This window comes from Porphyromonas sp. oral taxon 275, from assembly GCF_018127745.1.
Classification (GTDB): Bacteria; Bacteroidota; Bacteroidia; order Bacteroidales; family Porphyromonadaceae; genus Porphyromonas.
Genome location: NZ_CP072333.1, coordinates 677,248 through 701,184, shown reverse-complemented (window position 1 = coordinate 701,184; position 23,937 = coordinate 677,248). Strand labels below are relative to the sequence as shown.

The following is a 23,937-nucleotide window of genomic DNA, read 5'->3' as shown; positions in this document are numbered from 1 at the left end:
TTAACGAGACTGCAGGAGGTCCTCCATCGTCAGCCAACCGCTATGCGTGGCGGCATATTCGGCTGCGAGGACAGCACCGTGAGCAAAGCCTTCGCGCCCAAAGGCCTCGTGCGTCAGCTCGATACGATCTACACCGGAGGTGAAGCTCAGGCTATGCGTCCCTGGGACTTCGCCCTCGCGATAGGCCACGACAGGCAACTCGCCCTCCACAGCTGCACCAAGCGTCCAGCGCTCGAGCTCTGGGCGCTCGGCCAGCACCGTCTCGGCCAGCGTGATAGCCGTACCGCTGGGGGCATCTAGCTTGTGCACGTGGTGCGTCTCGCTCATGCTGAGCTGATAGTCAGGGGCCAGCTTCATCAGCCGCGAGGCCTGAGCCACGAGCTGACGGAAGAGGTAGACGCCGATACTGAAGTTGGAGGACCAGAAGAAGGTCTTCCCCTCCTGCTCGCAGAGTGTCTTGAGCTCGGGCAGACGCTCACTCCAGCCCGTAGAGCCAGAGACCAAGGGTAGGCCCCGCTCTAAGGTCTTCAAGCAGTTGGCATAGGCTGCCTGGGGGGAGGTGAACTCGATGGCTACATCCGCCGAAGCAAAGCGCGGATCATCGAAGAGCGCCTCTTCGCCTCGGTCTATCGTGAGCACGACCTGGTGGCCACGCTCCTGAGCGATATGCTCGATGATGCGTCCCATCTTGCCGTAGCCGATGAGTACGATCTTGAGTTGTTTCATCCTTGACTAGTCTGTAATAATAGAGGTACGCGCGCGAGGCCAAGATCCAGCCCTAGCGCAGCACGCGCCTAGAGCAAAGATACAAATACTGAGGGGAAGCCGCACCGAAGTCCCGCACAAACTGAAAGCCAATAACAAGGGGGAATCCACGAGCAACTATACTCGAGGAGTTGTATCGCTGCTGTGAAGACACATTAACGGGGAAGCTAATCTCCCTATATTGGGTCAGTACCTTCTCTCCAAACTTCCAGTACGCTAAGTCACCTCACTAGCGGCCTTGATCTGCGACCAGTACCTCAGCTCATTGAAGGATATCAGTCGGCGCTCTCAGTGATGCCTGTCAGCCGTCTGAAGGATATCTGTCAGCGCGCCCAAGGATACCCGTCAATGCCAGCAAGGCATGTATGCTTACACATGTGAGGATTATCAGCCGATAGAGCAGAGACATACCCATCTATCCGCTGAGAACACCAAAGCTCAAGCCTTAGATTCGAATCATTTATACTCCTTCGTAGTAGCAATCCGACTCGAGGCGCAAGGTGGACGCCTACTGGTGCTTGTGATTGGCTTCCCGTTTATGTATCTTCGCAGTAGCGATCCAACCAACCGCTCTACCAAAGACGGCCTCCAGCAGTTGTGATTGGCTTCCCGTTTATGTACCTTCGCAGTAGCGATCCAACCTCCTCGACGTAGAGGCTGACGGCATCGTAGTTGTGATTGGCTTCCCGTTTATGTACCTTCGCAGTAGCGATCCAACTCCATCCATAGCTACAACCACATCATGCTAGTTGTGATTGGCTTCCCGTTTATGTACCTTCGCAGTAGCGATCCAACATGGAGGCCGTAATTCACACTTACGACCTCGTTGTGATTGGCTTCCCGTTTATGTACCTTCGCAGTAGCGATCCAACTGTCTCGCCGTGGTCAGTGTTGGCCGTCGTGTTGTGATTGGCTTCCCGTTTATGTACCTTCGCAGTAGCGATCCAACCAAGGATCGCCGTAAGCGCACGTTCTTTTGTTGTGATTGGCTTCCCGTTTATGTACCTTCGCAGTAGCGATCCAACGAAATCACCGAGCACTACCCTGATTGCGCCGTTGTGATTGGCTTCCCGTTTATGTACCTTCGCAGTAGCGATCCAACATCCGCGCTTGGAGATCGCCACCCGCTGGGGTTGTGATTGGCTTCCCGTTTATGTACCTTCGCAGTAGCGATCCAACTCAGAAGGTTGTAGCTCCTTTCAACAGGAAGTTGTGATTGGCTTCCCGTTTATGTACCTTCGCAGTAGCGATCCAACGAATCTTTACTCATCGTGTTAGGTGATATTGTTGTGATTGGCTTCCCGTTTATGTACCTTCGCAGTAGCGATCCAACGGACGAACAGCATCACCGTCTGGACGGAGTGTTGTGATTGGCTTCCCGTTTATGTACCTTCGCAGTAGCGATCCAACATCTTTGAGCTGCACTATCGTTGGCTTGCGGTTGTGATTGGCTTCCCGTTTATGTACCTTCGCAGTAGCGATCCAACTATGCTACGCCACGCCTATCCTTATGGATGTTGTGATTGGCTTCCCGTTTATGTACCTTCGCAGTAGCGATCCAACGAGGTCTACGCCCAAGCTATCCGCCCATTTGTTGTGATTGGCTTCCCGTTTATGTACCTTCGCAGTAGCGATCCAACGATGTTGTTACCACACATCGCACCATCGATGTTGTGATTGGCTTCCCGTTTATGTACCTTCGCAGTAGCGATCCAACTCAAACAGAGAGGATAAGTATAATAGATATGTTGTGATTGGCTTCCCGTTTATGTACCTTCGCAGTAGCGATCCAACCCGTGAGCTTGCGGTGCGTCTCCTCCTTGAGTTGTGATTGGCTTCCCGTTTATGTACCTTCGCAGTAGCGATCCAACGCATCAATAAGTCTGCTCTGTTGGTGCTGCGTTGTGATTGGCTTCCCGTTTATGTACCTTCGCAGTAGCGATCCAACGAGACAGAGGTACTTGCGGCGCTCGATACAGTTGTGATTGGCTTCCCGTTTATGTACCTTCGCAGTAGCGATCCAACGTCACGCCTGCTTGTCTCGCCAACTCAGTTGTTGTGATTGGCTTCCCGTTTATGTACCTTCGCAGTAGCGATCCAACGAACACCACGCTGAGAGCGACCTACCTACAGTTGTGATTGGCTTCCCGTTTATGTACCTTCGCAGTAGCGATCCAACTTCTATCGCATCCGCAAGCGCTGGGAGGGTGTTGTGATTGGCTTCCCGTTTATGTACCTTCGCAGTAGCGATCCAACCCGTAGGCTATGCTGCCCGAAGCCACCGAGGTTGTGATTGGCTTCCCGTTTATGTACCTTCGCAGTAGCGATCCAACACGACCTCAACAAATCGAATAGGACCAGCTACTTAGCAAGGAATGCGAAGAAAGAAAAAGCCAGTGGGTGACCACTGGCTTTTTCTCGTTTAGGCCCATTTTTTCTGAGCCTAAAGCATCTCTACGGTGGGAGAGGGGGCGGGAGTCGGCCCAATCTGATGCGAGGAAAAATGCTCGATCATTCCAAACTGCTTATCTGTGACCTGCATGATAATGACCTCCCCTTCCTCTGGAAGCATATTCTTGACTCGACGAATATGTACGGCAGCATTCTCCACACTGGAGCAATGTCGTATATAAACCGAGTACTGGAACATGATGAAGCCATCCTTGAGCAGTTCGCGTCTAAAGCCGGAGGCCGCCTTACGCTCGGAGGCAGTATAGGTCGGGAGATCGAAGAGAACAAACACCCACATAATACGATATTCACTTAGTCTACGTCGTCGCATCGCAGTAATGGATAAGCTAGAGTACGAAGCTTGCCAGCGAAGCACTGCTGCAGCGAACTCGCCGTCTGCGCTGCAGCGACCATCAAGGGCCGCCGCTGCCCCTCCAGCTCCACATCGAGCGTCGGGATCATCAGCAGCTCAGCCTTTAGTTCTTTCGTGAGCTCACTGGGATACCCATCCTGACAGAGCTCCACCACGAGTTGATCCACGTAGGGGCGGTAGGGCTCCATGATATCATCAGCAAGGCAATAGGCATTATACTTATTATGGTGATGAATACCAAGGGTAGGCAGTAGGCCAGCGCTCACTAGGGCGCGAGCAATGACAGCGCGGAGGATAGCGTAGCCATAGTTCAGCAGCGAATTAGGAGCCGAGCCCTCTCGCTCACGAGTAAAATCAGGAAGTGGAATGAAAAGATTGCGCCAGTAGAAAGCTGCCGCACGTGCCTCGAGATTCTCACTATCCCCACTCTTTACCTGTCGAGCCCAAGCAAGCATATTGGGGACAGGCTCCTGCAGCACATAGGCCAACAGCGTAGCTTGGTTACGAATCTTGGCCTGCACCGTCTGCTGCCATAGCTGCTTGCGTAGCGGCAATGAGGCATCAAGCTGACTCCGGAAGCGCTCATTCTGAAGGCTATGCCCATCTAAAGGGAGCATCAAGCCCGAAGGCAGGTGACTAGCTCCACAAGTAATGAGGGCACAGTTCTGCTCCAGCAGAGCATTCAAGGCTCCGTGGGTAATGGTGATCTGAGGATCATCAAGGAGGACGACCCCGACATCTTCTATCGGGATCGTCCGTGATGGTACTTTACTAGGGGAATCCTGTCTTAGGTGTACCTCAAGCTGTCTGTCCCTAAGAGACAGATAAGCAGGATTCCCAAAGTAAAGCGTGCGTTTTATCATGATACAAGCTTTGATGGTTTAGAGGAGGCTGATCTTACCGAGTCGGTCGACCTTCACCTTCCTTGGATTAAGAGAGATATAGGCTTTCATACTACGTACTCTACAGAACTTAGGAACCTCCCCAGTAGTATTCTGCTCATCCTTTACACTAGTCTCCAAGTGATGGCGGAAGACGTAATACATAGAGGAGAGTTTCTGTACACGGTAAAGGTGGAGGCTGAGCAAGCTGTAATTCTGAACTTCGAGAGCTGTAGCTAGCTCCTGGTCAGTTAGCCCCATAAGGAATAACTCATTCTGCCTCAGCGTCACCTCGAGGCGCCAATCCGAAGGAGGGAGGGATTTGAGAACAGATTCAGGGAGCTCAGCGATGGCAAGGGCTTGCTCCATCGTAGCTCGAGGGTCGTAGATGATGGACGGTAGGCCGAAGCGCACGCGCTCGATGACCTGCCAGAAGCTAGAGACACACTCCTGCAGCTGCCCCTCTACATCTCGATAGAGAGCAACATGATGGTTATTACTGGGCGAGACAAAGGCTGTAGCCTGCCCCTCTTCATCCCGACGTAGCGGAGCCAGCTTCTCCTTCTGTAGCCCCGTGAAGCAGCGCACAGTGCGTACCTGCTGCGTCTGAGCTCGGTCTGAGTACAGCGGCTCAGCGAAGGCCTTCTTGGGGTCATCGCCGTACTCCGCTAGGCGCTCGGCAATGATATTCCTTAGGCGCGGGTCTATGATATAGGGCGTATCCTTCGCCGTGATACTATGTAGCGGGTACTTGCAGACGACCTCTCTGTGGTCTCCCTGCTGTATGCTGCCATAGACGGTCTCAGCTGATAGGGCCCCACGTGGCACCAGGATGCCCTCCTGGACAAACCTTTGTCCCTTCCGCTTGATGATATTCCGTCCTCTAGAATAGGTCCTCCCCCCGGGATGGAAGGAGACGAGGATCTCAGCAACTCTATCCTGCACGACACGCGGAGCAAAGTGCGGCTGCGCGGTCAGCCAGCGCTCTAGCAACTGCAGCCGCTCCGCATGCTGCCGCTCTAGTGAGGCTAGCTCATCCCACATACTCAGCTTATCGTCCTCCGTATTTAGGCGATTCAGCCGCTGAATGTAGCCCTGACGTGTGCAGGCAACGACGAGGGCATCCAAGGCATGGTGACGGTGGTCATTACGCTTGGACCAGTTCGCAATACGCTCAGTAGGCGTATCTCCGACGCGTACCATCTCGGTCTCCCCTCGGGACTTGTAGATCTCGAAGTTCAGTCTCTTGAGGATCTCGTCGTAGCCCCAGAGGCGGCGTAGGGTCGCGGTGATGCTGCCCTCGGAGGCCTGCACGCGGCGTATTCCCTTAGCGAGGATGCTATGTGCCTCACGCGAAATATACTGCGTTAAGCGAAGGTGTCGCTCGAGGAAGTCCTCGGGGATATCAGCGAGCGTCATGTGCAGGCGGCTACGCTTCGAGGCGCTAATCTTATGCAGTTCGAAGAGCTCCTGCACCCGAGCGTTATAGTCCTTCTGAGTCGCCTCATCTTTACTTAGGATATATTCCTTGGCCGTACGGTTTCCCTTCTCTTGGTTGCATCGGCGACAAGCGCAAGTCTTATTCGACAGCGAATCATCGTAGAGTATGGAGCGCGGGATGATGTGCTCAACCTCTACCTCGCTCCCCGAAAGGAACTGCGTAAGGTTCATCATCTTGCCACAATACATACAGCACTCCTGACTCTCCTCCCATAGCTTGTACTTCTGTATCCTGGCTCGCGTTGGGTAAAGACCTAGCTCGTTGATCAGCTCAGCGATACGCTTGTTCTCCTTCTCGTTCCTACGTTGATTCTTCGCAGTACGTTCACGCTCCTCGCGACTCATCTTGAGCTCGCGGGCTAGCTCTACGCGTACCTCGTCGATCTCCCCGTAGTCCGCCTTGAGCTGGTTCACAAGGTTGATCATCTGGTTGAGAATCTTCTCCACGACGGGCTGACGAAGCGAGTTGCGCTGGAGCACGGGGATCTTATCGAGGAGCGGACGAGTCTGGAGCTCGTCTAGGGTAAGGCTCTCGGAATGGCGCTTGCCTGCTCGCTTGGCTGCCTCACTATACATCTGCCCCTGCATAAGGTGCGGGAGGAGCTTGCTGATGAACTTGATGGACTTGTTGGCGTAGCCCTGCTTGACGAAGTCTACCTTGAAGAGCTGATCGAGGAGCCCTGTGTCGAGGTCGGCCTCGGAGATGCCGAGCTGCCTCGTCAGCGCTCGTCTCATAGCCTCCTTGTCCTCAATGGAGTAGAGGATATGCCACAGCTTGTAGAGAGGCTCCTGCTGGTAGCGCTCGCTGATGGCAGGACGCAGCTCGCCCGTCTCGGGATCAGCCTTCTCCTCCTCGGAGAGCTCGAAGGACAGCAGGTCAAGGTACTGCGGATAGTCGGCAAAGGCCTTAATGAGGGGTGCTATAGTACGATTCCCCTTTACCTTACTTGTCAATAGATCGTTGCACCAGACCTGCTCCTTAGGCTTAATCTTAAGGAGCTTCTTTGTTTGGGTGAAGCTCAGGGCATCGTTCTCCTGCAGGTAATCGAAGAGCCGCTGGCGCTCCTCTTGCGTGATAGTGCGCTCGCTGCCGTCGGGGAAGTAGAGGCAGAGGTTATTGAGCGTCTCCCAGATGCGGCATACTTCGGCCAGCGGCGAGGACTTGGGCGCCACCTTGGGCCCGACGTCTACGAGCTGCTTCTTGTAGGTGATCGTGCCGTCGCGCTCCACTTGCTTGACGGGGAGCTCGACCTGCTTGCGCTCAAACTCGCAGTAGGAGACTAGATGCTTGCAGGACTTGAGCGGGCGCTGGTAGAAGATGCAGTCCCTTAGCTTGGCGATAAGACGATCCGTCAGGCTAGGATGGAAGCCGCGCTGCACCGCCATGATGCGATCGAACTCCTCGGTATAGGCCTCACGGGGGAAGACCTGATCCTTCGTGCGGTAGTTGTAGTACACGCCGCCGCGCTCGCTGTGCTGCTCGTTATTCTTGAGGAGCTTGGCAAAGTGCTGCCCCACGGTGAGGCCCTCCTCCTGGATCTGCTGGTAGCGACTCTTGACCTCGGCGACATACTCCGTGTCCTTCTTCTCTCCGCTCTCGTCGCTCTTGCTGTGTCGGTAGCCGCGCTTCTGACTCAGATGGTAGAGGACGCGCCCCAGCTCGGGTAGACTCAGCTGTCGCCCAGGCGTTACAGCATCGGCACGCAGCTGCCAGAGCTGCATGAGCGGCAGCTGCATGAGTGCCTCGTCGGGGTACATCTGATGCTCGTGAAGGATGTTGGCGAGCTTGGTGCGGCGCTGCTGGTAGCGGTCGAGCATCTTGCGCATGGTGCGCATTTGGGTACGCTCGGCATTCTTGCTGATGCCTTCGCCACTGGCGAACTTACTTTCTTCGGTAGTGAGGGGGACGATGCGGCAGCCCATGCCAAGGATCTCGGCGGGGTGCTGGTCTTCGTCGAGGGTGATCAGTGACCACCCTATGGATCCGACCCCGAGGTCGAGACCTAAGACTTTTTTCATGCTATACTCTATTAGGGCCTTACACGTTGAAGGCTTGCTACAAACGTAGCCAAAATCAAGGAATAAGCCAAATAACTTAGCACGCACTAGGACAAGGAGTATCAGTCCCTATCCCTCGTCCTCGAGCAGACGCGTCCCGAGAGGGAGCGAGGCACTTAGCGCACAGCCCCGCTCCCTAGGGCGCTCCACAAGGGACGAGATAAGCTACATCGCTTTTTTTCGTACCTTTGTGGCGGCTAAGAGACCAGTACGTGGACAGATTTGTGATGCTTGCAACCACGCGAAAAAATGCTAAACCCGTCACGCCGCCACCAGTAGCCTGCTGGCTCGAGTGCTGCGGCAGGACAGAGTGAACGCCCTTATCGCGCCTTGGTTGCCCCACTGCAGCCAAGGCTTTTTACGTTATAGGCGCTCGGCCTCCTATCAACCAAATAACTACAAGATATATAGCTATGAGCTACCTCTTCACCTCGGAGTCCGTCTCCGAAGGACACCCCGACAAAGTCGCAGACCAGATCTCCGACGCCATCCTCGACCACTTCCTCGCCCTCGACCCGCAGTCCAAGGTCGCCTGTGAGACCCTCGTCACGACGGGGCAGGTGATCCTCGCTGGCGAAGTCAAGAGCAAGGCCTACATAGACCTCCAGGAGATCACCCGCGAGGTCATCCGCCAGATCGGCTACAACAAGAGTGACTACTGCTTCGACGGCAATAGCTGCGCCGTGCTCTCCTCCATCCACGAGCAGAGTGCCGACATCAACCGCGGGGTAGACCGCACACAACCTGAGGAGCAGGGCGCAGGAGACCAAGGGATCATGTTCGGCTACGCCTGCCGCGAGACCCCCTCCTATATGCCCCTGACCCTTGACCTCTCGCACGCGCTGCTGGAGGAGCTAGCTCGCATCCGTAAGGAGGAGCCCGAGCTGATGCCTTACCTACGCCCCGATGCCAAGAGCCAGGTCACGGTCGAGTACAGCCAGGAGGGCAAGCCTCTGCGCATCGACACCATCGTCATCAGCACGCAGCACGATGAGTTCATCCAGCCCCAGGACAAGAGCCCCGAGGCACAGGCAGCAGCCGACGCTGCGATGCAGGCCAAGATCACGGCCGACATCCGCCAGCACCTTCTGCCCCGCGTCTTTGCTGGCTACGCCGCCGAGTTCGAGCAGATCGAGCATGCGGACTTCAAGCTCTACGTCAACCCCACGGGCAAGTTCGTCATCGGAGGCCCCCACGGAGACACGGGCCTGACGGGGCGCAAGATCATCGTCGACACCTACGGCGGTCGTGCGGCGCATGGTGGCGGCGCCTTCTCGGGTAAGGACCCCTCTAAGGTAGACCGCTCGGCAGCCTACGCTGCGCGCCATATCGCCAAGAACCTCGTCGCTGCTGGCGTCGCAGACCGCCTTCTGGTGCAGCTGGCCTACGCCATCGGGGTGGCCAAGCCCATCAGCATCTTCGTCAACAGCTACGGCACGTCCCACGTAGGGCTGAGCGATAGCGAGATCGCCGAGCGCATCCAGCAGCTCTTCGACCTACGCCCCTATGCCATCGAGCAGCGCCTACAGCTGCGCAAGCCTATCTACCAGGCTACGGCGAGCTACGGACACTTCGGCCGTGAGCCCCGCCGCGTGACCCGCACGGTCAATAACTACGACGGCAGCACGCTGAGCCTCGACGTCGAGCTCTTCACCTGGGAGCGTCTCGACTACGTAGATCAGGTGCGCGAGGCCTTCGGCATCAAGGCTTAGCTGCCCCAGCTCCCTCTTAGGAGCTAAGCCCATGCTCTACTAGCCCCGATAGACGGCACCCGCCACGCTATCGGGGCTAGCTGCTTCTATCGGGACGAAGCAGCACCTCTTCCCCTACCCTATTTATAAAATCGCAGAGAGGACAGGCAAGTCGCCCCGAGCTGCGTCCCTAGAAGGAGCCCCCGTGAGGGATACCAGTCAGAGCGCTGAGGGGCGTCCGTCACGAGCGTGAGGGATAGCGGTCAGGAGGCCGAGGGATATCCCTCACGGAGCAGAGACCAGGCCCTCCCCCTGAGGCGCCCACCTTGCGCCCTTTGCTAGGAGCTTTTATGGCAGCCTTCGCAGCCTGCTCGTGAGGCTACAAGGGCTAAGGGCAAGGCCTCCCGCACCGCCTATCGCTCCACCATCCCGAGGCAGGGAGCAAGAGCAGCCCACCCTGAGCCTTAGCAAGAGTTCATCCCTCTGCCCACAGCTCGGCATGCGGTGATATGCGCCGAATGTCCTAAATTTGTAATATCCTATATGTAGGGTATAGCTTACCCTGCGAGGCAACGAACAAATGGACTTAGACACCAGCTATCTACTTCCCTCCCCTGATGCGCTTGGCGACGTCGCCGACCGCTTCATCCGCGAGGTGCTGCCTCAGAGCAGAGTCTTTGCCTTCCTAGCTCCCATGGGGACTGGGAAGACGACCTTCATCAAAGCCCTCTGTGAGCGCCTAGGAGTGAAGGATGTGATCAATAGCCCCACCTTCTCCATCATCAACGAGTATCAGGCTGAGCCCTCGGGGCAAGTGATCTACCACTTCGACTGCTACCGACTGGAACGGCTGGAGGACGCACTGAACCTTGGCGCCGACGACTACCTCCAGAGCGGCGCGATCTGCCTCATCGAGTGGCCAGAGGTCCTCGAGCCCCTACTCCCCGAGGATACATTATATATAGAGCTGCGTGAGCTGGCCGACGGCACACGTGAGCTCCGCATACGCGCCGAGGGAGGGGTGGGACGATGATGAACCTCTTCGAGACAGGCCACGCACGCGAGCGCGGGAGCATCGAGCTCATCTGCGGCTCGATGTTCAGCGGCAAGACGGAGGAGCTGCTGCGCCGCCTACGCAGGGCCAAGATCGCTGGGCTGCGCGTGGAGATCTTCAAGCCCAGTCTAGACACCCGCTACGACGTCCAGCAGGTGGTCTCCCACGACCAGAACGCCATCCCCTCCAGCCCCGTATCGGGCTCCTCGAGCATCCTACTGATGGCCTCCGACGTGGATGTCATCGGGATCGACGAGGCTCAGTTCTTCGACGAGGGGCTGATCTCCGTAGTCGAGCAGCTCGCCGACCAAGGGGTGCGCGTCATCATCGCAGGGCTGGACATGGACTTCCAGCGGCGCCCCTTCGGCCCTATGGCCGAGCTCTGCTGCATCGCAGACAATGTGGACAAGATACACGCCATCTGCGTCGAGTGCGGCAGCTGGGCCAACTATTCCTACCGCCTGGTAGCGGGCGACCAGCAGGTCATGCTCGGGGAGGCCCAGGAGTACAGCCCGCTCTGCCGCAAGTGTTACCTCAATCACCAGCATACACCACACGAAAGTAAGAACCTATGATCCGCCGTACCTACCTCACCATGGCGCTAGCTAGCTCCCTCGCCCTAGCGACCACCTCCAGCTGCATCATCGCCGTGGGTAATGATCGCAGCGTCATGACGCCCAAGGCCAGCCCCGAGGCTATGAGCCCCACACTGGGAGGCAAGCTCTATACTTCGGCCTGGATCCAGCGCTCGGCCGAATACAAGGCCCTCTGCCATCAGGCCTACAACATCGCCACCGAGCGGCTCCTGGCCGCCACGGCCCGAGGCGGGCACCGCTGGGCTATCGTCACCGACATCGACGAGACGATCGTAGACAACAGCGCCAACTCCGTGCACCAGGCCCTCAAGGGCGAGGACTTCACCCAGGCCTCCTGGGACAAGTGGTGCGACCAGGCCTCCGCCATCGCACTGGCGGGCGCCATCGACTTCTTCCGCAAGGCAGACTCCCTCGGGGTGCAGATCTTCTACATCTCCAACCGTGATGAGGCCAACCGCGCGGGCACGCTGCGCAACCTCCGCAGCCTCGGCCTACCGCAGGCCGATGACCAGCACCTGATGCTGCGTGATGCCTCCCGCAACTCAGACAAGACAGCGCGCCGCAACGCCGTACTCCAGCAGTACGAGATCCTGATGCTGCTGGGGGACAACCTCGGGGACTTCGATCACGTCTTCGACAGCAAGCAGGAGCAGACACGTGAGGCAGCTGTGGCCAAGCTCGCTCGGGAGTTCGGCCGACGCTTCATCGTGCTGCCCAACCCCAACTACGGCACCTGGGAGCCCGCTATGAACGGCGGTTACCTTCCCCTCAAGAAGCGCGACAAGAAGCTCCCCCAGCTCCTACGTAGCCACCCCTAAGCAGCCTATCCTATGCTTACCCCCTGTCAGCTGAAGCAGATCGCCGAGCTGGTGCACCGCGAGGTCGTCCCAGCTACGGGCTGTACAGAGCCCGCCGCCGTGGCGCTGACCGTAGCCTATGCGGCCTCCCTCCTCGAGGACAGAGCCCAGCTCTCCCGCGTCGAGGTACTCCTCAGCGCCAACATGCTGAAAAACGCCCTCGGAGTCGGCATCCCAGGGACGAGCATGTTCGGCATCCCCATCGCTATCGCCCTCGGGGTCATCCTAGCACGGCCGGAGAAGCAGCTGGAGCTGCTCGACTGCTTCAGCTGCGAGGAGCTCCAGCACGCCAAGGAGCTCGTAGACAGTGGTCTCATTACCATCGGACTCAAGGAGGGCGAGGGCATCGACAAGCTCTACGTAGAGGCACTCCTGGAGGACACTGCGGGGCACTGCGCACGCGCCGTCCTCTGCCGCACGCACACGGGGCTCACGGAGCTGGAGCTGGACGGTGTCCCCCAGCGAGCCTCGAGACAGAGCGTCGAGACAGAGCGTGAGGGCTCGCCTTGCCCCGAGCAGGGCACGGACATCCGCCTCGACTTCGACCTCGTCTACGAATACTCCCTCACGGGACCCATCGAGGACATGGACTTCATCTACGAGGCGGCCCAGCAGAACAAGCGTGCCAGTGAGTACTCCCTCGGGCACAGCTGCGGACACCAGCTCGGGAAGATGATGCAGAGTGACCTCGGGAAGCAGTTCTTCGGCGACACGGTGCTGGCGCAGATGCTCACCTACACGAGCTCGGCCTGCGATGCCCGCATGGACGGAGCGCCCGTGACGGTGATGAGCAACTCGGGCAGCGGCAACCAAGGGATCTCCTCCATGCTCCCCGTCCTCACCTTCGCCGAGCACCAGGGGGCGAGCCGCGAGGAGGCTACACGGGCGCTGATGCTCAGCAGCCTCATCGTCATCTACATCAAGCAGCAGCTGGGGCGTCTATCCTGCCTCTGTGGCATGGTCGTCTCGGGGGTAGGCACGGCCTGCGCCCTGACCTACCTCCTCGGCGGCACACGAGACCAGGCCATCGGTGCGATCAAGAACATGATAGGCAATGTCGCAGGGATGATCTGCGATGGCGCCAAGCCCAGCTGCAGCCTCAAGGCATCCACGGGCGTGGGCTCCGCGATGATCGCCGCCCTCCTGTCCATGCAGGGCCAGGTCGTGACGGGCAACGAGGGGATCGTGGATGAGGACATAGACCGCTGCATCAGCAACCTCGCCGAGCTAGGGCGTGAGGGTATGGCTCTGACCGACCAGCACGTCCTCAAGATCATGACGAGCAAGAAGGCCAAGGCCGCTGCTCACTAAAGACTCCCAACGACAGACCTCCTAGATGACCTATCCCAAGCATACCCTCTGCTTCGTCCTTGCCTTCCTCCTCAGCGCCCTCTTCATCGGCAGCTGTGCGAACCAAGGCGCCCCAGAGGGAGGCCCCTACGATACCCAGCCTCCACGCCTCCTGCAGGCCAACCCCTCGAACAAGGCCACGGGGGTACGTAGCCGACGGCTCGTCCTCAACTTCGACGAGTATATCAAGCTCTCCAGCGACCAGGATAAGATCATCGTATCCCCCGCCCAGCTCAAGCCCGCGCGCATCACCACCAGCGGGCACAGCGTCATCATCTATCTAGAGGATAGCCTGCGCCCAGCGACAACCTACAGCTTCTACTTCGATGACGCGATCATGGACAACAATGAGGACAACGCCCTCGAGGACTTCTCCTACCTCTTCTCCACGGGGGACAGAGTAGACTCCATGCAGGTCTCGGGGCGCGTCGTCGATGCCCTCACCTACGAGCCCATCGGCGACCTGCTCATCGGCGCCTACCACCCAGGGCAGATGAGCGACAGCACGCTCGCCCAGCGTACCTTCCCCTACGTATCCAAGAGCAACAAGATGGGGCGCTTCACCCTGAGAGGCCTCCCCGACTCCACCTACCTCGTCTTCGCCACGAAGGATAACGATAGGAACTACCGCTACAACGAGCCTAGCGAAGGGCTCGCCTTCAGCCCGCGCAGCTACCGCACCTCGCTCAAGGACAGCCTGCGCACCGACACGCTGCGCATCGACTCCATCGTGCGGCGTGACACGCTCCACCGCGACAGCCTGATTACGCGCCCCTATACCTATTACTACCCCCAGGATGTAGCCCTGCGCTACTCCGTGCCCACCATCGTCCGCAAGGGCATAGAGCGCCACAGCCGAGTGGATAGCCTCCTCTGTCGCATCGAGTTCCTCTCCCCGACGGGTAGCTTCCCCGTCATCCGCTCCCTCGACAAGCCGAGCGCTCCCGCTGCGCAGCTCTATCTGGCGAGCATGAAGGGCCGCACCCTCGACCTATGGCTACGTGATGCCGAGCTCATCGCTGGGGACTCGGTACGCTTCGCCCTCAGCTACGAGCGCAGCGACTCCCTGCAGCGCGTAGCCCTGCATACCGATACGCTTAGCTTCCTCAAGCCCCGCCTACGGACGCCGCGCACCAAGAAGGGCGAGGTAGAGAAGTCCCCCCTGCAGCTACTGGCGAGCGGCGCCACAGGACTACGCGCCCAGAGCCTAGAGGATAGCCTCAAGATCACCGCAAGTCGTCCCCTCGCTCAGCTGCCCAAGGAGGCGCTGCGGCTGACGGTGACGGTGGACTCCACGACGAAGCCTCTTGACTTCACCCTCGTACAGGACAGTCTCGACCGCCTCAGCTACAGCCTACACTTCGCCCGAGGCTATGGGCGACAGTATCAGCTGAAGCTCGACTCGGCCACTGTACGCGACATCTACGGGGCAGCCGCCGACTCGCTGAGCTTCAGCCAAAGCACCCTTGCGGAGCAGGAGCTCGGCCAGCTCTCCGTCCAACTCAAGGGCATACACGAGCACGCCCTCGTGCAGCTCCTCGACAAGAGCGACGCCGTCATCACCCAGACCAAGGCGCTCCCCCTTCATAAGGACAGCGCGCAGCGCGCTTCGACACAGGCCAAGGCCAACCCTGCACCCCAGTCCGAGGCCTCCGATGCCGTCCTCCAGCAGCTGCTCAACAAGCAGCGCCAGCAGGCACGCGGCACAGCAGACAGCCTCACCCAGAGCCCCCAAAAGGCTGCTAGCGATAGCCTAAGCCAGCCCAGCGCGAAGCCAGCAGCCTCGGATAGCCTTGGCCTCCTCGCAGTGCGCTTCAAGGACCTCAAGCCTGGGGAATACTACCTGCGCCTCATCGTAGACGCAGACGGCGATGGAGCCTTCACTCCTGGGGACTACCCACGACAGCCCGAGGAGGTCTTCTACTGCCCGCAGACCTTCGCGATCAAGAAGGGCTTCACCACCGAGGAGCAGTGGGACATCCGGGCCACAGATCCCATGGAGTCGAAGCCCCAGGAGCTGCGCAAGGTCAAGCCTGACACGGCCAAGAAGCAGCGCATAGATAAGAACATCGAGTACTACAAGCGCTGGGGCAAGGGGGGCAAAGCCGCCCCACAGCCCCAGCTAGCCCAGCCACGCTAGCCTGCCGCTTGAGGTAGCGACTAAGCCTTGGCCCCCGCTGGTACTTTAACTAGAATAAGAACAGCAGCCTCGCCCCTCCCTCTAGGGGCCAGCTAGCGTAAAGACATCACACCCTATGTCGGATACAAAGAAGTCGATCAGCCAAGATCGCAAACGCACCAACGTGCTCCACACCCAGGAGCTCGCCCTCATTGCCTACCTCGTCGAGCGTATGCCGCGGTGGGTCACGTCCAATATGCTCACCACCATCGGGCTCTGTGGCAACCTCCTCGTAGCCCTCTTCATGCTCCTCGGGGCACTGACGGGTGAGAGCTGGTGGCTCCTACTCACGCCCCTAGGCTTCGCCATCAACTGGTTCGGCGACTCGCTCGACGGGCGCCTCGCCTACTACCGAGGCAAGCCACGCAAGTGGTTCGGCTTCTGCCTCGACATCGTCGTGGACTGGATAGGCATCGTAGCTATCGGACTCGGATACTACAGCTACGTAGCGCCTGAGTGGAAGCTCGTCGGCTTCATCTTCGTCGCCCTCTACGGTGCAGAGATGATCATCTCCCAGCTCCGTTACAAGGTCACCGACCGCTACTCCATCGACTCGGGCCTCCTCGGCCCGACGGAGGTGCGTATCATCCTCGCCCTGCTCTTCTCTAGCGAGTACTTCTTCCCAGGCAGCATCCAGTGGATAGGCCTCGCTATCTCCGTCGTACTCCTCATTGCCTTCCTCACAGACTTCGCGGGTCTCTTGGCACTGGCCAACGAGCGTGACGCCGCTGCACGCCTGGAGCAGAAGGAGAAGCACTCATCCGAGTCCTAGGGGCCCCTTGGGAATCCGCGCTCGTCTCCGAGCCCTAGTGCTCACCTTCTCCCTAGCGCAGGTCTCAGCCGGTGCAGGCTCTGTCGTGGACTATGGGCTGATGGTCTGCTGCCGTCAGCTCCTAGGCTTCCCCCTCTTCTGGGCCATCGCGATCGGAGGTATCGTGGGGGCGATCATCAACTTCACGCTCAATCGCTACTGGACCTTCCGCAGCAGCGACCCTAAGGCGGACTATACGAGCAGCCTCAGGGGGCAGCTCTTCCGCTTCACCCTCACCGTCGCAGGAAGCATCCTGCTCAAGTACCTAGGCACCTATGCACTGCAGCGCTATGCTGGTGTCGACTACAAGCTGGGTAAGCTCGCAGCCGACCTCGTCGTCTCCGTCCTCTTCAACTACACCCTACAGCGCTTCTGGGTCTTCCGCCGCGCGCCTAAGTAACTGCATGACCTCGAGATGATCACTCCGCTTCTCCGCTGCGCCCTTCTACTCCTCGCAGCGCTCCCACTGGCAGCCCAGCGCCCCACGACCTCTAGATCCCTACGCGTACTAGAGGGTGTCCCCCAGCGTCCTATGGAACGCTGGGTCGATAGCGTCTATCGGGAACTCAGCCCCCGCGAGCGTCTCGGGCAGCTCATCATGCCCATCATCTACCCCGTCCCCGCCGATAGCACACAGCTGCTGGAGCGCCTAAAGCGCGAGCAGTGGGGTGGCATCCTCTTCCAGAAGGGACTGCTGGCAGAGCAGCGCCAGCTTACCCTCCGCCTACAGCAGGCAGCCCGTACACCCCTGCTCATCGCCCTCGACGGCGAATGGGGGCTCTATATGCGCCTCAAGGATGCCCCGCGCTATCCACGCAGCCAGCAGATCGCAGCCGCCTCCACCCAGCTCCTCGAGGCCTACGGCCGTGAGGTCGCCCGCCAATGCCGCCTCATGGGGATACACATCAACTTCGCCCCCGTGCTGGACGTCAACAGCAATCCGCGCAATCCTGTCATCGGCACGCGTAGCTTCGGCAGCACCGTGGAAGAGGTCAAGCGTGGAGCACTGGCCTACGCCCGAGGGCTCGAGTCGGGTGGCGTCCTCTCCGTAGCCAAGCACTTCCCTGGCCATGGCGACACCTCCGAGGACTCGCACAAGACGCTCCCGAGTGTCAACGCCAGCAAGGCGCGTATGGAGGCCCTCGAGCTCGTGCCCTTCCGCAGCTACTTCGCTGCGGGCTATGGAGGCGTGATGACAGCCCACCTACGTGTCCCCGCCTATGACTCTACGGGGCGCCCCGCCTCCCTAAGCCAAGCGATCACAACCGACCTACTCCAGAGGCAGATGGGCTTCAAGGGGCTAATCTTCACCGATGCCCTCGAGATGAAAGGAGCACAGGTGAAGCCTGGAGAGTCCCTGATCGTCGCAGCGCTACTAGCAGGCAACGACATCCTCCTTGGCCCCCCTCAGCCGCAGCAGGCCCTACGGGAGCTGGAGCAAGCCCTAAGCAAGGGAGAGATCCCCGCGCAACTGCTGGAGGAGAAGTGCAAGAAGATCCTACGCTTCAAGTACGCCCTCATCGTCCACCCGGGCACCAGCCAGGAGGCCAGCCCTGCTGAGGTCAAGCACCGCATCTGGACTAGTGAGGAGGCTCGCCTCAGGCAGCAGCTCGAGCAGCTGGGGACGAAGCGAGCGAAGGAGCAAGACCCCACGGCAGCCACGGGCGCTGCCTCCCGCCGCAAGTAAATATCACTATCAGCATAATATCATCCCGATGAGTCCTAATCAAACTACGGTAATTGGTGTCGCTGGAGGCTCGGCCTCTGGTAAGTCTACCCTCGTACGCAAGCTGCAGGAGGCCTTTGTCGAGGAGCACGTCACCACGCTCTGTCACGACTACTACTATAAGGCCCATGACGAACTGAGCTTCGAGGAGCGCACCCAGCTCAACTACGACCATCCGCACTCCTTCGACACGGATATGATGATCGAGCATATCCGCCAGCTCAAGCAGGGAGAGAGCATCCAGCGCCCCGTCTACTCCTTCACCGAGCACAACCGACTCCCGCAGACGGTACTCGTACACCCAGCCAAGGTGCTCATCCTCGATGGTATCCTCATCCTCGAGCATAAGGAGCTGCGCGAACTGATGGACGTCAAGGTCTTCGTCGATACCGATGCCGACGTACGCCTAGCACGCCGCCTCGTGCGCGATGTCCAGGAGCGTGGACGCGACATGAATTCGGTGCTCAAGCAGTACTTCTCTACGGTCAAGCCCATGCACCGCGACTTCGTAGAGCCCTCCAAGCGCTACGCCGACATCATCATCCCCGAGGGCGGCATGAATCCCGTGGCCCTCTCCCTCTTGGTGGAGAATATCCATTCCCTCCTCCGCTAGGCGACCTCGACCTCCTAGTATACAGCAAAGGGGCTAGCACCTACGTGGTGCTAGCCCCTTTGTCCTTCTGTCCGCCGAGCGCTATGCTACGCTCAGGGCATGGTCTAGGACTAGAGATCCTCGGCCTTGACTTCCCAGTAGGCATCCTTGAGGAGCACGTCCTCGAGCTTGCGAATGCCTGGCTTCTGAGCCTTGACCTCCTCGATCTGCTGCGTGACCGCCTCGTCGTAGCTGATGCCTGCGACGTCGCGGATGACGCCAATAGCTACGGGCATATCATCATTGGTACCCATCATAGCGAGCATGGTGTGCAGCGTAGGATCCTCCTCATGAGCATCGTGCGTCAGCACATCGTCCAGCGTATAGCCGTCCTCGCCGATCGTCACAGCCTTGAGGCGAAGCCCATCGAGGACGATCCCCTTATTCTTATCCTTGCCGAAGATCATCTTCTCTCCGTGACGCAGCACGATAGAGCGCTCCTCTCGGGTGGCGCGATCTGCTACCCCCTTGTGTACGCCGTCGTTGAAGATCACACAGTTCACCAGCACCTCTACGACGGCAGCCCCCTTATGCTGAGCGGCTGCTACCATGCAGGAGCCAAGGAGCTTCATGTCGATGTCTAGCGAACGAGCGAAGAAGCGACCGCGAGCCCCGAAGCAGAGCTCAGCGGGGATGAAGGGATCCTCCACCGTACCGTAGGGTGAGCTCTTGGAGACGAAGCCGCGCTCGGAGGTAGGCGAATACTGCCCCTTCGTCAGCCCATAGATGCGGTTATTGAAGAGGATGAAGTTGAGGTCCACATTGCGGCGGACGGCGTGGATGAAGTGATTCCCCCCGATAGCGAGGCTATCACCGTCCCCCGTGGCGATCCAGACGCAGAGGTCAGGACGAGCCGTCTTGAGCCCCGTAGCGATGGCTGCGGCACGACCATGGATCGTATGGAAGCCATAGGCATTGATGTAGTAAGGCAGACGCGAGGAGCAGCCGATCCCCGAGATCACGGCGGTCTGCTCCGTCGTCACCCCTACATCGGCCATAGCCTTCTGTAGCGTCGCCAGCACGCCGTGGTCACCACAGCCTGGGCACCAGCGTACGTACTGGTCGCTCTTGAAGCTCTTAGCATCGAGCTTGACGGCATTTGCATTCGTATCCATGATCTTACTCCTCGATTAGCTTGATGAATTCTTCGATGAGGTGCGAGAGCACTAAGGGCTGTCCAGTCACCTCGTTGTACTGACGTGGGGCGAAGCCTGGGATCAGGCCGCGCAGGTAGCGGGCGAACTGTCCCAGGTTCTGCTCAGCGACGATGACCTTCTTGTAGCGCAGCAGCAGCTCAGCGGCATTGCTAGGTAGCGGGTTGATGAAGCTGAAGTGCAGGTGGGCGATCTTGTAGCCGCGCTCACGCACCTTATGCGTTGCCTCGTAGAGGTGCCCGTAGGTGCCCCCCCAGCCGACGACGAGGACCTCGGCGTCCTGATCCCCCTCTACCTCCAGCAGCGGGATGCTGTTGGCGATATAGTCGACCTTGGCCTGACGGGTAGCGACCATGAGGGCGTGGTTAGCCCCGTCGGTACTGATGGCGCTCGTCTTGTAGTTCTTCTCCAGTCCCCCGAGTCGATGCTCGAAGCCTGGGGTACCAGGTACGGCCCAGTAGCGCACATGGGTCTCCTCATTGCGCAGGTAGGGACGCCAGTTCTCTGTCCCCTCGGGTAGCTGGTCGACGTACTGAGGCTTGATATCGGGGAGGGTATCGGCCTCGGGAATACGCCAGGCACTGGAGCCGTTGGCGATGAAGGAGTCCGTCAGCAGGATGACGGGGGTCATGTGCTCGAGGGCGAGCTTGGCTGCCCAATAGGCGTAGAGGAAGCAGGTATCAGGCGTCGTAGCCGCGACGACGGGCAGCGGAGCCTCCCCATTGCGTCCGTAGAGCGCCTGCATGAGGTCGGTCTGCTCGCTCTTGGTAGGCAGCCCCGTAGAGGGTCCCCCACGCTGGACGTCGATGATGACCAGCGGCAGCTCGGCCATCACAGCCAGCCCGATCGCCTCGCCCTTGAGCGCAAGGCCTGGGCCAGAGGTCGTCGTCACGGCGAGGTCACCGCCGAAGGCCGCACCGATAGCGGTACAGATCCCCGCGATCTCATCCTCTGCCTGCACGGTCTTTACCCCAAGCGCCTTATGCTTGGCTAGCTCGTGGAGGATGTCCGTCGCAGGAGTGATGGGATAGCTCCCGAGGAAGAGCTCCAGCCTGGCACGCTCGCTAGCTGCGATGAGGCCATAGGCGGTAGCCTTATTCCCATTGATATCGAGGTAGCGGCCTGGAGTAGGCTTCTGCGTCTCGATACGAAAGATGCTTGCCGAGGCGTGTGTATTAGCCCCGAAGTCGAAGCCGTGGTTGAGCGAGGCCTTATTGGCATCGCGCAGCTGGGGCTTCTTGGCGAACTTGCGGTCGAGGAAGGCCTCAGCTGGGCCCAGTGGACGATCACAGAGCCAGCAGATGAGCCCTAGAGCGAACATGTTCTTACATCTCAGGGCGCTCTTGGCATCAAGACCGAAGTCCTTGAGCCCCTCCTTCACTACCGAGGAGATAGGCGCAGGGATGATCTGCTGGGTACGTAGCCCGAGCTCCTCGAAGGGATCCTCGGTCTGGAACTCGGCCTTGCGCAGGTCATTGGCAGCGAAGGAATCGGTATCGATGATGATGATCGAGTCCTTCTTGAGGTAGCCCACGCTGACCTTGAGGGCCGCGGGGTTCATCGCCACGAGGATATCAGCGCGCTCCCCTGGGGTACGCACCGCTCGCGAGCCGATCTGTACTTGGTAGCCGGAGACCCCACTCAGCGTACCCTGTGGGGCACGTATCTCAGCTGGGAAGTCTGGGAAGGTCGAGATGGTGTTCCCCGTCATGGCAGAGAGGTCAGAGAAGATCGTCCCCGTCAGCTGCATACCATCACCCGAGTCTCCTGAGAATCGGATGACGATGTCCTTGAGCGTCTTGACCGCTTTCTGTTCGTCCATAGTCTTAAACTAACTATATAATAATGTGTATGTCACAGCAAGTCGGCCGCGAGGGACTCCCCACGGGTCTTGCCCATAGGTCGTAGCACCGTTGAACACCGTTTGATAAGTGATAGAGGTCGCTTTGCTCTAACAGCTAAGTAGCTTTATTGCTTGTCACAAAGCTAAGGAATAAACTAGAGTTAGCAAAATGCCAAGAAGCCTAGAGTCTTGACCTCAGCAATCTCATCCCGGCTCTACCCTACGAAGCGCACCGCTCTACCCTATTTACGGCAGATTCCCTCCCTTGAGGGCCGCATATCGCTCAAAACTTGACATTCTGCCACCGACATATTCGGATCAAGTAGCCAAACCCTCCAGAAGGCCAACTAAGCTCACCCTCCGCAGCCTTCCCATCAGCTACCCTTCAGGCAAGTACGACTAGTCTCGCAAGCGAGTAAATCACAGGCCTTCATCGAGTCCGCAGCCCTCCCTCGGCGAGCCCCGAGCAGTGTTGGGGCGATCTTCCACCAAGGGCTTAGCAAAGCCCAAGCAGGGTCTCAGCGAGATTTATTATATAACTTCTGCTCGTCCCCCTTATCCATCAGCGCGCTGACTGATAAGTCTCAGCTCCATTTCTTATATTACTTTCCTCGGCTTCAGTTAGCCCTCAGCGCGACGAGGCTTATCCCTGAGCGCCCTCACTTCTACCCCTAAATCTGCCCTCCGAAGGAGGAAGAGTGCGGGCGGACTTACTGCTCCAGTTCCTGACATCTTTCTACTGTTCTGCCTACTTCAGCCCCTAAACTTGCACAGCTACGAGACTTACGCTACCTTTGCAACTAGGCCGGGCTAGATGACGGTAAGTGTAGACATCGGCTAATAGCCTGATATCAAATCACCTTAAACTCTAGCATCGAAGCTCATTACGAACATGCGTACGGGAGATTTAGTAAGTGTCGTCTTTGCTAGCGCTGGCGCGCTAGTACTTTCTTGGGTTTTACTCAAGAAGGTGCTCCGTATTGCCTACGCGCGCAAGCTGTACGACCAACCGAACGAACGCAGCTCACACACGCTCCCCGTGCCTCGTCTCGGAGGCCTGAGCTTCCTCCCCAGCATTTTATTCGGTCTCACCCTAGCAGCTTTCCTCTCTCCCCTCCTCACAGGAGAGGTTCCCTTTGAGGTCAATTCGGAGTACCTACACCTGCTGCTAGCGACACTCATCCTCTACGTCACAGGGATCTTTGACGATCTATCGGGTCTAAAGGCGACCCTAAAGGCACCGATACAGATGCTCGCCGGCATCCTGCTGGTACTCAAGCTGCCCGCAGCTCCGCTTTCAGGCTTCGAGCCCCTCACACAGCTGCCGCATCTTCTGCAGATGGCGCTCCTCGTGGTAGCCGTGATGCTCGTCGTCAACGCCTTCAACCTCATCGATGGTCTGGATGGGCTCGCAGCGAGCTTCGTTGTCCTCTCGATGGGCTTCTACCTACTCCTCTTTAGCTGCCTAGGGACTGGAGCCCATAGCTGCATTGTAGTCTTTGCCTGCGCGGTGATCGCGACCCTTATACCCTTCCTATACTATAATGTATGGGGCAGGTCCACGAGCCAGACCAAGCTCTTCATGGGCGACACGGGCTCCCTGACGCTAGGCGCGATAGTCAGCTTCTTTTGGCTTCAGTCGCTGAGCCTGCCTGGCGAGGTCATCACGCGGCTAGACGTAGCCCCCCTGGCACTGGGTGCAGCACCGCTGCTACTCCCGATGTTCGACACGGCGCGCCTCTTCTTCCTGCGCATCTACAGGCACCGCAGCCCATTCTCTGCGGATCGCCATCATATACATCACTATCTGCTCGACCAGGGCTATTCGCAGGCCAAGACCCGCCTCATCATTCTGCTGAGCGCGGTACTCCTCGGGGTACTCCACCTAGTACTCCTCACGACTACGAACGTCTGGGCAACACTCATCCTAGACTACGTCGCCTACCTCGCCTTCGTCGGCGTCGTAGCCCGCAGGCTGCAGGCCGCCCAAAGATAG

17 protein-coding genes and 1 CRISPR repeat array are annotated in these 23,937 nt (G+C 58.8%); of the genes, 11 read left to right on the top strand and 6 right to left on the bottom strand.

Annotated elements, in window-relative coordinates; all coding sequences use genetic code 11:
- The 4 genes from J4862_RS02820 to cas9 form a co-directional block, all read right to left on the bottom strand.
- Entirely contained in the window at positions 1-726 is a 726-nt protein-coding gene (locus J4862_RS02820) for a 4-hydroxy-tetrahydrodipicolinate reductase (protein ID WP_211789227.1), read from the bottom strand.
- 556 nt (positions 727-1,282) lie between these two features.
- Positions 1,283-3,098: a CRISPR direct-repeat array (repeat unit 47 nt; unit sequence GTTGTGATTGGCTTCCCGTTTATGTACCTTCGCAGTAGCGATCCAAC).
- A 110-nt stretch (positions 3,099-3,208) separates the two neighbouring features.
- Positions 3,209-3,547 carry a CRISPR-associated endonuclease Cas2 gene (gene cas2, locus J4862_RS02815; protein ID WP_211789226.1) on the bottom strand — a complete coding sequence of 113 codons (339 nt, stop codon included), beginning with the start codon at positions 3,545-3,547 and terminating at the stop codon, positions 3,209-3,211.
- The gene (gene cas1 / locus J4862_RS02810; protein ID WP_211789225.1) at positions 3,529-4,452 is read right to left on the bottom strand and encodes a type II CRISPR-associated endonuclease Cas1; all 924 of its coding nucleotides are present in this window, start codon (positions 4,450-4,452) and stop codon (positions 3,529-3,531) included. Before cas1 ends, cas2 begins: the two co-directional genes overlap by 19 nt.
- An 18-nt stretch (positions 4,453-4,470) precedes the next feature.
- Complete coding sequence (gene cas9 / locus J4862_RS02805) at positions 4,471-7,989, bottom strand: type II CRISPR RNA-guided endonuclease Cas9 (RefSeq protein WP_211789224.1); 3,519 nt, start codon at positions 7,987-7,989, stop codon at positions 4,471-4,473.
- 452 nt (positions 7,990-8,441) lie between these two features.
- Here cas9 and metK point away from each other — a divergent pair, with 452 nt between their 5' ends.
- The 10 genes from metK (at position 8,442) to udk (ending at position 18,905) form a co-directional block, all read left to right on the top strand.
- Entirely contained in the window at positions 8,442-9,740 is a 1,299-nt protein-coding gene (gene metK / locus J4862_RS02800; RefSeq protein WP_211789223.1) for a methionine adenosyltransferase, read from the top strand.
- Between the two features lie 559 nt (positions 9,741-10,299).
- Positions 10,300-10,752: a tRNA (adenosine(37)-N6)-threonylcarbamoyltransferase complex ATPase subunit type 1 TsaE gene (gene tsaE / locus J4862_RS02795; RefSeq protein WP_211789222.1), complete on the top strand. Its 453-nt coding sequence runs from the start codon at positions 10,300-10,302 to the stop codon at positions 10,750-10,752.
- Positions 10,752-11,348: a thymidine kinase gene (locus tag J4862_RS02790; protein ID WP_371742409.1), complete on the top strand. Its 597-nt coding sequence runs from the start codon at positions 10,752-10,754 to the stop codon at positions 11,346-11,348. Before tsaE ends, J4862_RS02790 begins: the two co-directional genes overlap by 1 nt.
- Entirely contained in the window at positions 11,345-12,187 is an 843-nt protein-coding gene (locus J4862_RS02785) for a 5'-nucleotidase, lipoprotein e(P4) family (protein WP_211789220.1), read from the top strand. Before J4862_RS02790 ends, J4862_RS02785 begins: the two co-directional genes overlap by 4 nt.
- Positions 12,188-12,199: 12 nt before the next feature.
- Positions 12,200-13,537, top strand: coding sequence for a serine dehydratase subunit alpha family protein (locus tag J4862_RS02780; RefSeq protein WP_211789219.1), 1,338 nt, complete (start codon positions 12,200-12,202; stop codon positions 13,535-13,537).
- A gap of 25 nt (positions 13,538-13,562) precedes the next feature.
- On the top strand, positions 13,563-15,716 hold the full coding sequence (locus tag J4862_RS02775) for an Ig-like domain-containing protein (protein WP_211789218.1): 2,154 nt from the start codon (positions 13,563-13,565) through the stop codon (positions 15,714-15,716).
- A gap of 115 nt (positions 15,717-15,831) precedes the next feature.
- On the top strand, positions 15,832-16,527 hold the full coding sequence (locus J4862_RS02770) for a CDP-alcohol phosphatidyltransferase family protein (protein ID WP_211789217.1): 696 nt from the start codon (positions 15,832-15,834) through the stop codon (positions 16,525-16,527).
- Positions 16,528-16,564: 37 nt separating this feature from the next.
- Positions 16,565-16,966: a GtrA family protein gene (locus J4862_RS02765; protein WP_249107442.1), complete on the top strand. Its 402-nt coding sequence runs from the start codon at positions 16,565-16,567 to the stop codon at positions 16,964-16,966.
- A gap of 132 nt (positions 16,967-17,098) precedes the next feature.
- Positions 17,099-18,253, top strand: a complete 1,155-nt coding sequence (locus J4862_RS02760) for a glycoside hydrolase family 3 protein (protein ID WP_249107441.1) — start codon at positions 17,099-17,101, stop codon at positions 18,251-18,253.
- Between the two features lie 28 nt (positions 18,254-18,281).
- Positions 18,282-18,905 carry a uridine kinase gene (gene udk / locus J4862_RS02755; RefSeq protein ID WP_211789215.1) on the top strand — a complete coding sequence of 208 codons (624 nt, stop codon included), beginning with the start codon at positions 18,282-18,284 and terminating at the stop codon, positions 18,903-18,905.
- Positions 18,906-19,015: 110 nt separating this feature from the next.
- On the opposite strand, the gene J4862_RS02750 is transcribed toward udk, so the two are convergent.
- Together J4862_RS02750 and J4862_RS02745 are read right to left on the bottom strand one after the other, a co-directional pair.
- Positions 19,016-20,059 (bottom strand): 2-oxoacid:ferredoxin oxidoreductase subunit beta, encoded by a 1,044-nt coding sequence (locus J4862_RS02750; RefSeq protein WP_211789214.1) that lies wholly within the window; start codon positions 20,057-20,059, stop codon positions 19,016-19,018.
- 4 nt (positions 20,060-20,063) lie between these two features.
- Positions 20,064-21,920 carry a 2-oxoacid:acceptor oxidoreductase subunit alpha gene (locus J4862_RS02745; protein WP_211789213.1) on the bottom strand — a complete coding sequence of 619 codons (1,857 nt, stop codon included), beginning with the start codon at positions 21,918-21,920 and terminating at the stop codon, positions 20,064-20,066.
- Between the two features lie 913 nt (positions 21,921-22,833).
- Here J4862_RS02745 and J4862_RS02740 point away from each other — a divergent pair.
- Positions 22,834-23,937 (top strand): glycosyltransferase family 4 protein, encoded by a 1,104-nt coding sequence (locus J4862_RS02740; RefSeq protein WP_211789212.1) that lies wholly within the window; start codon positions 22,834-22,836, stop codon positions 23,935-23,937.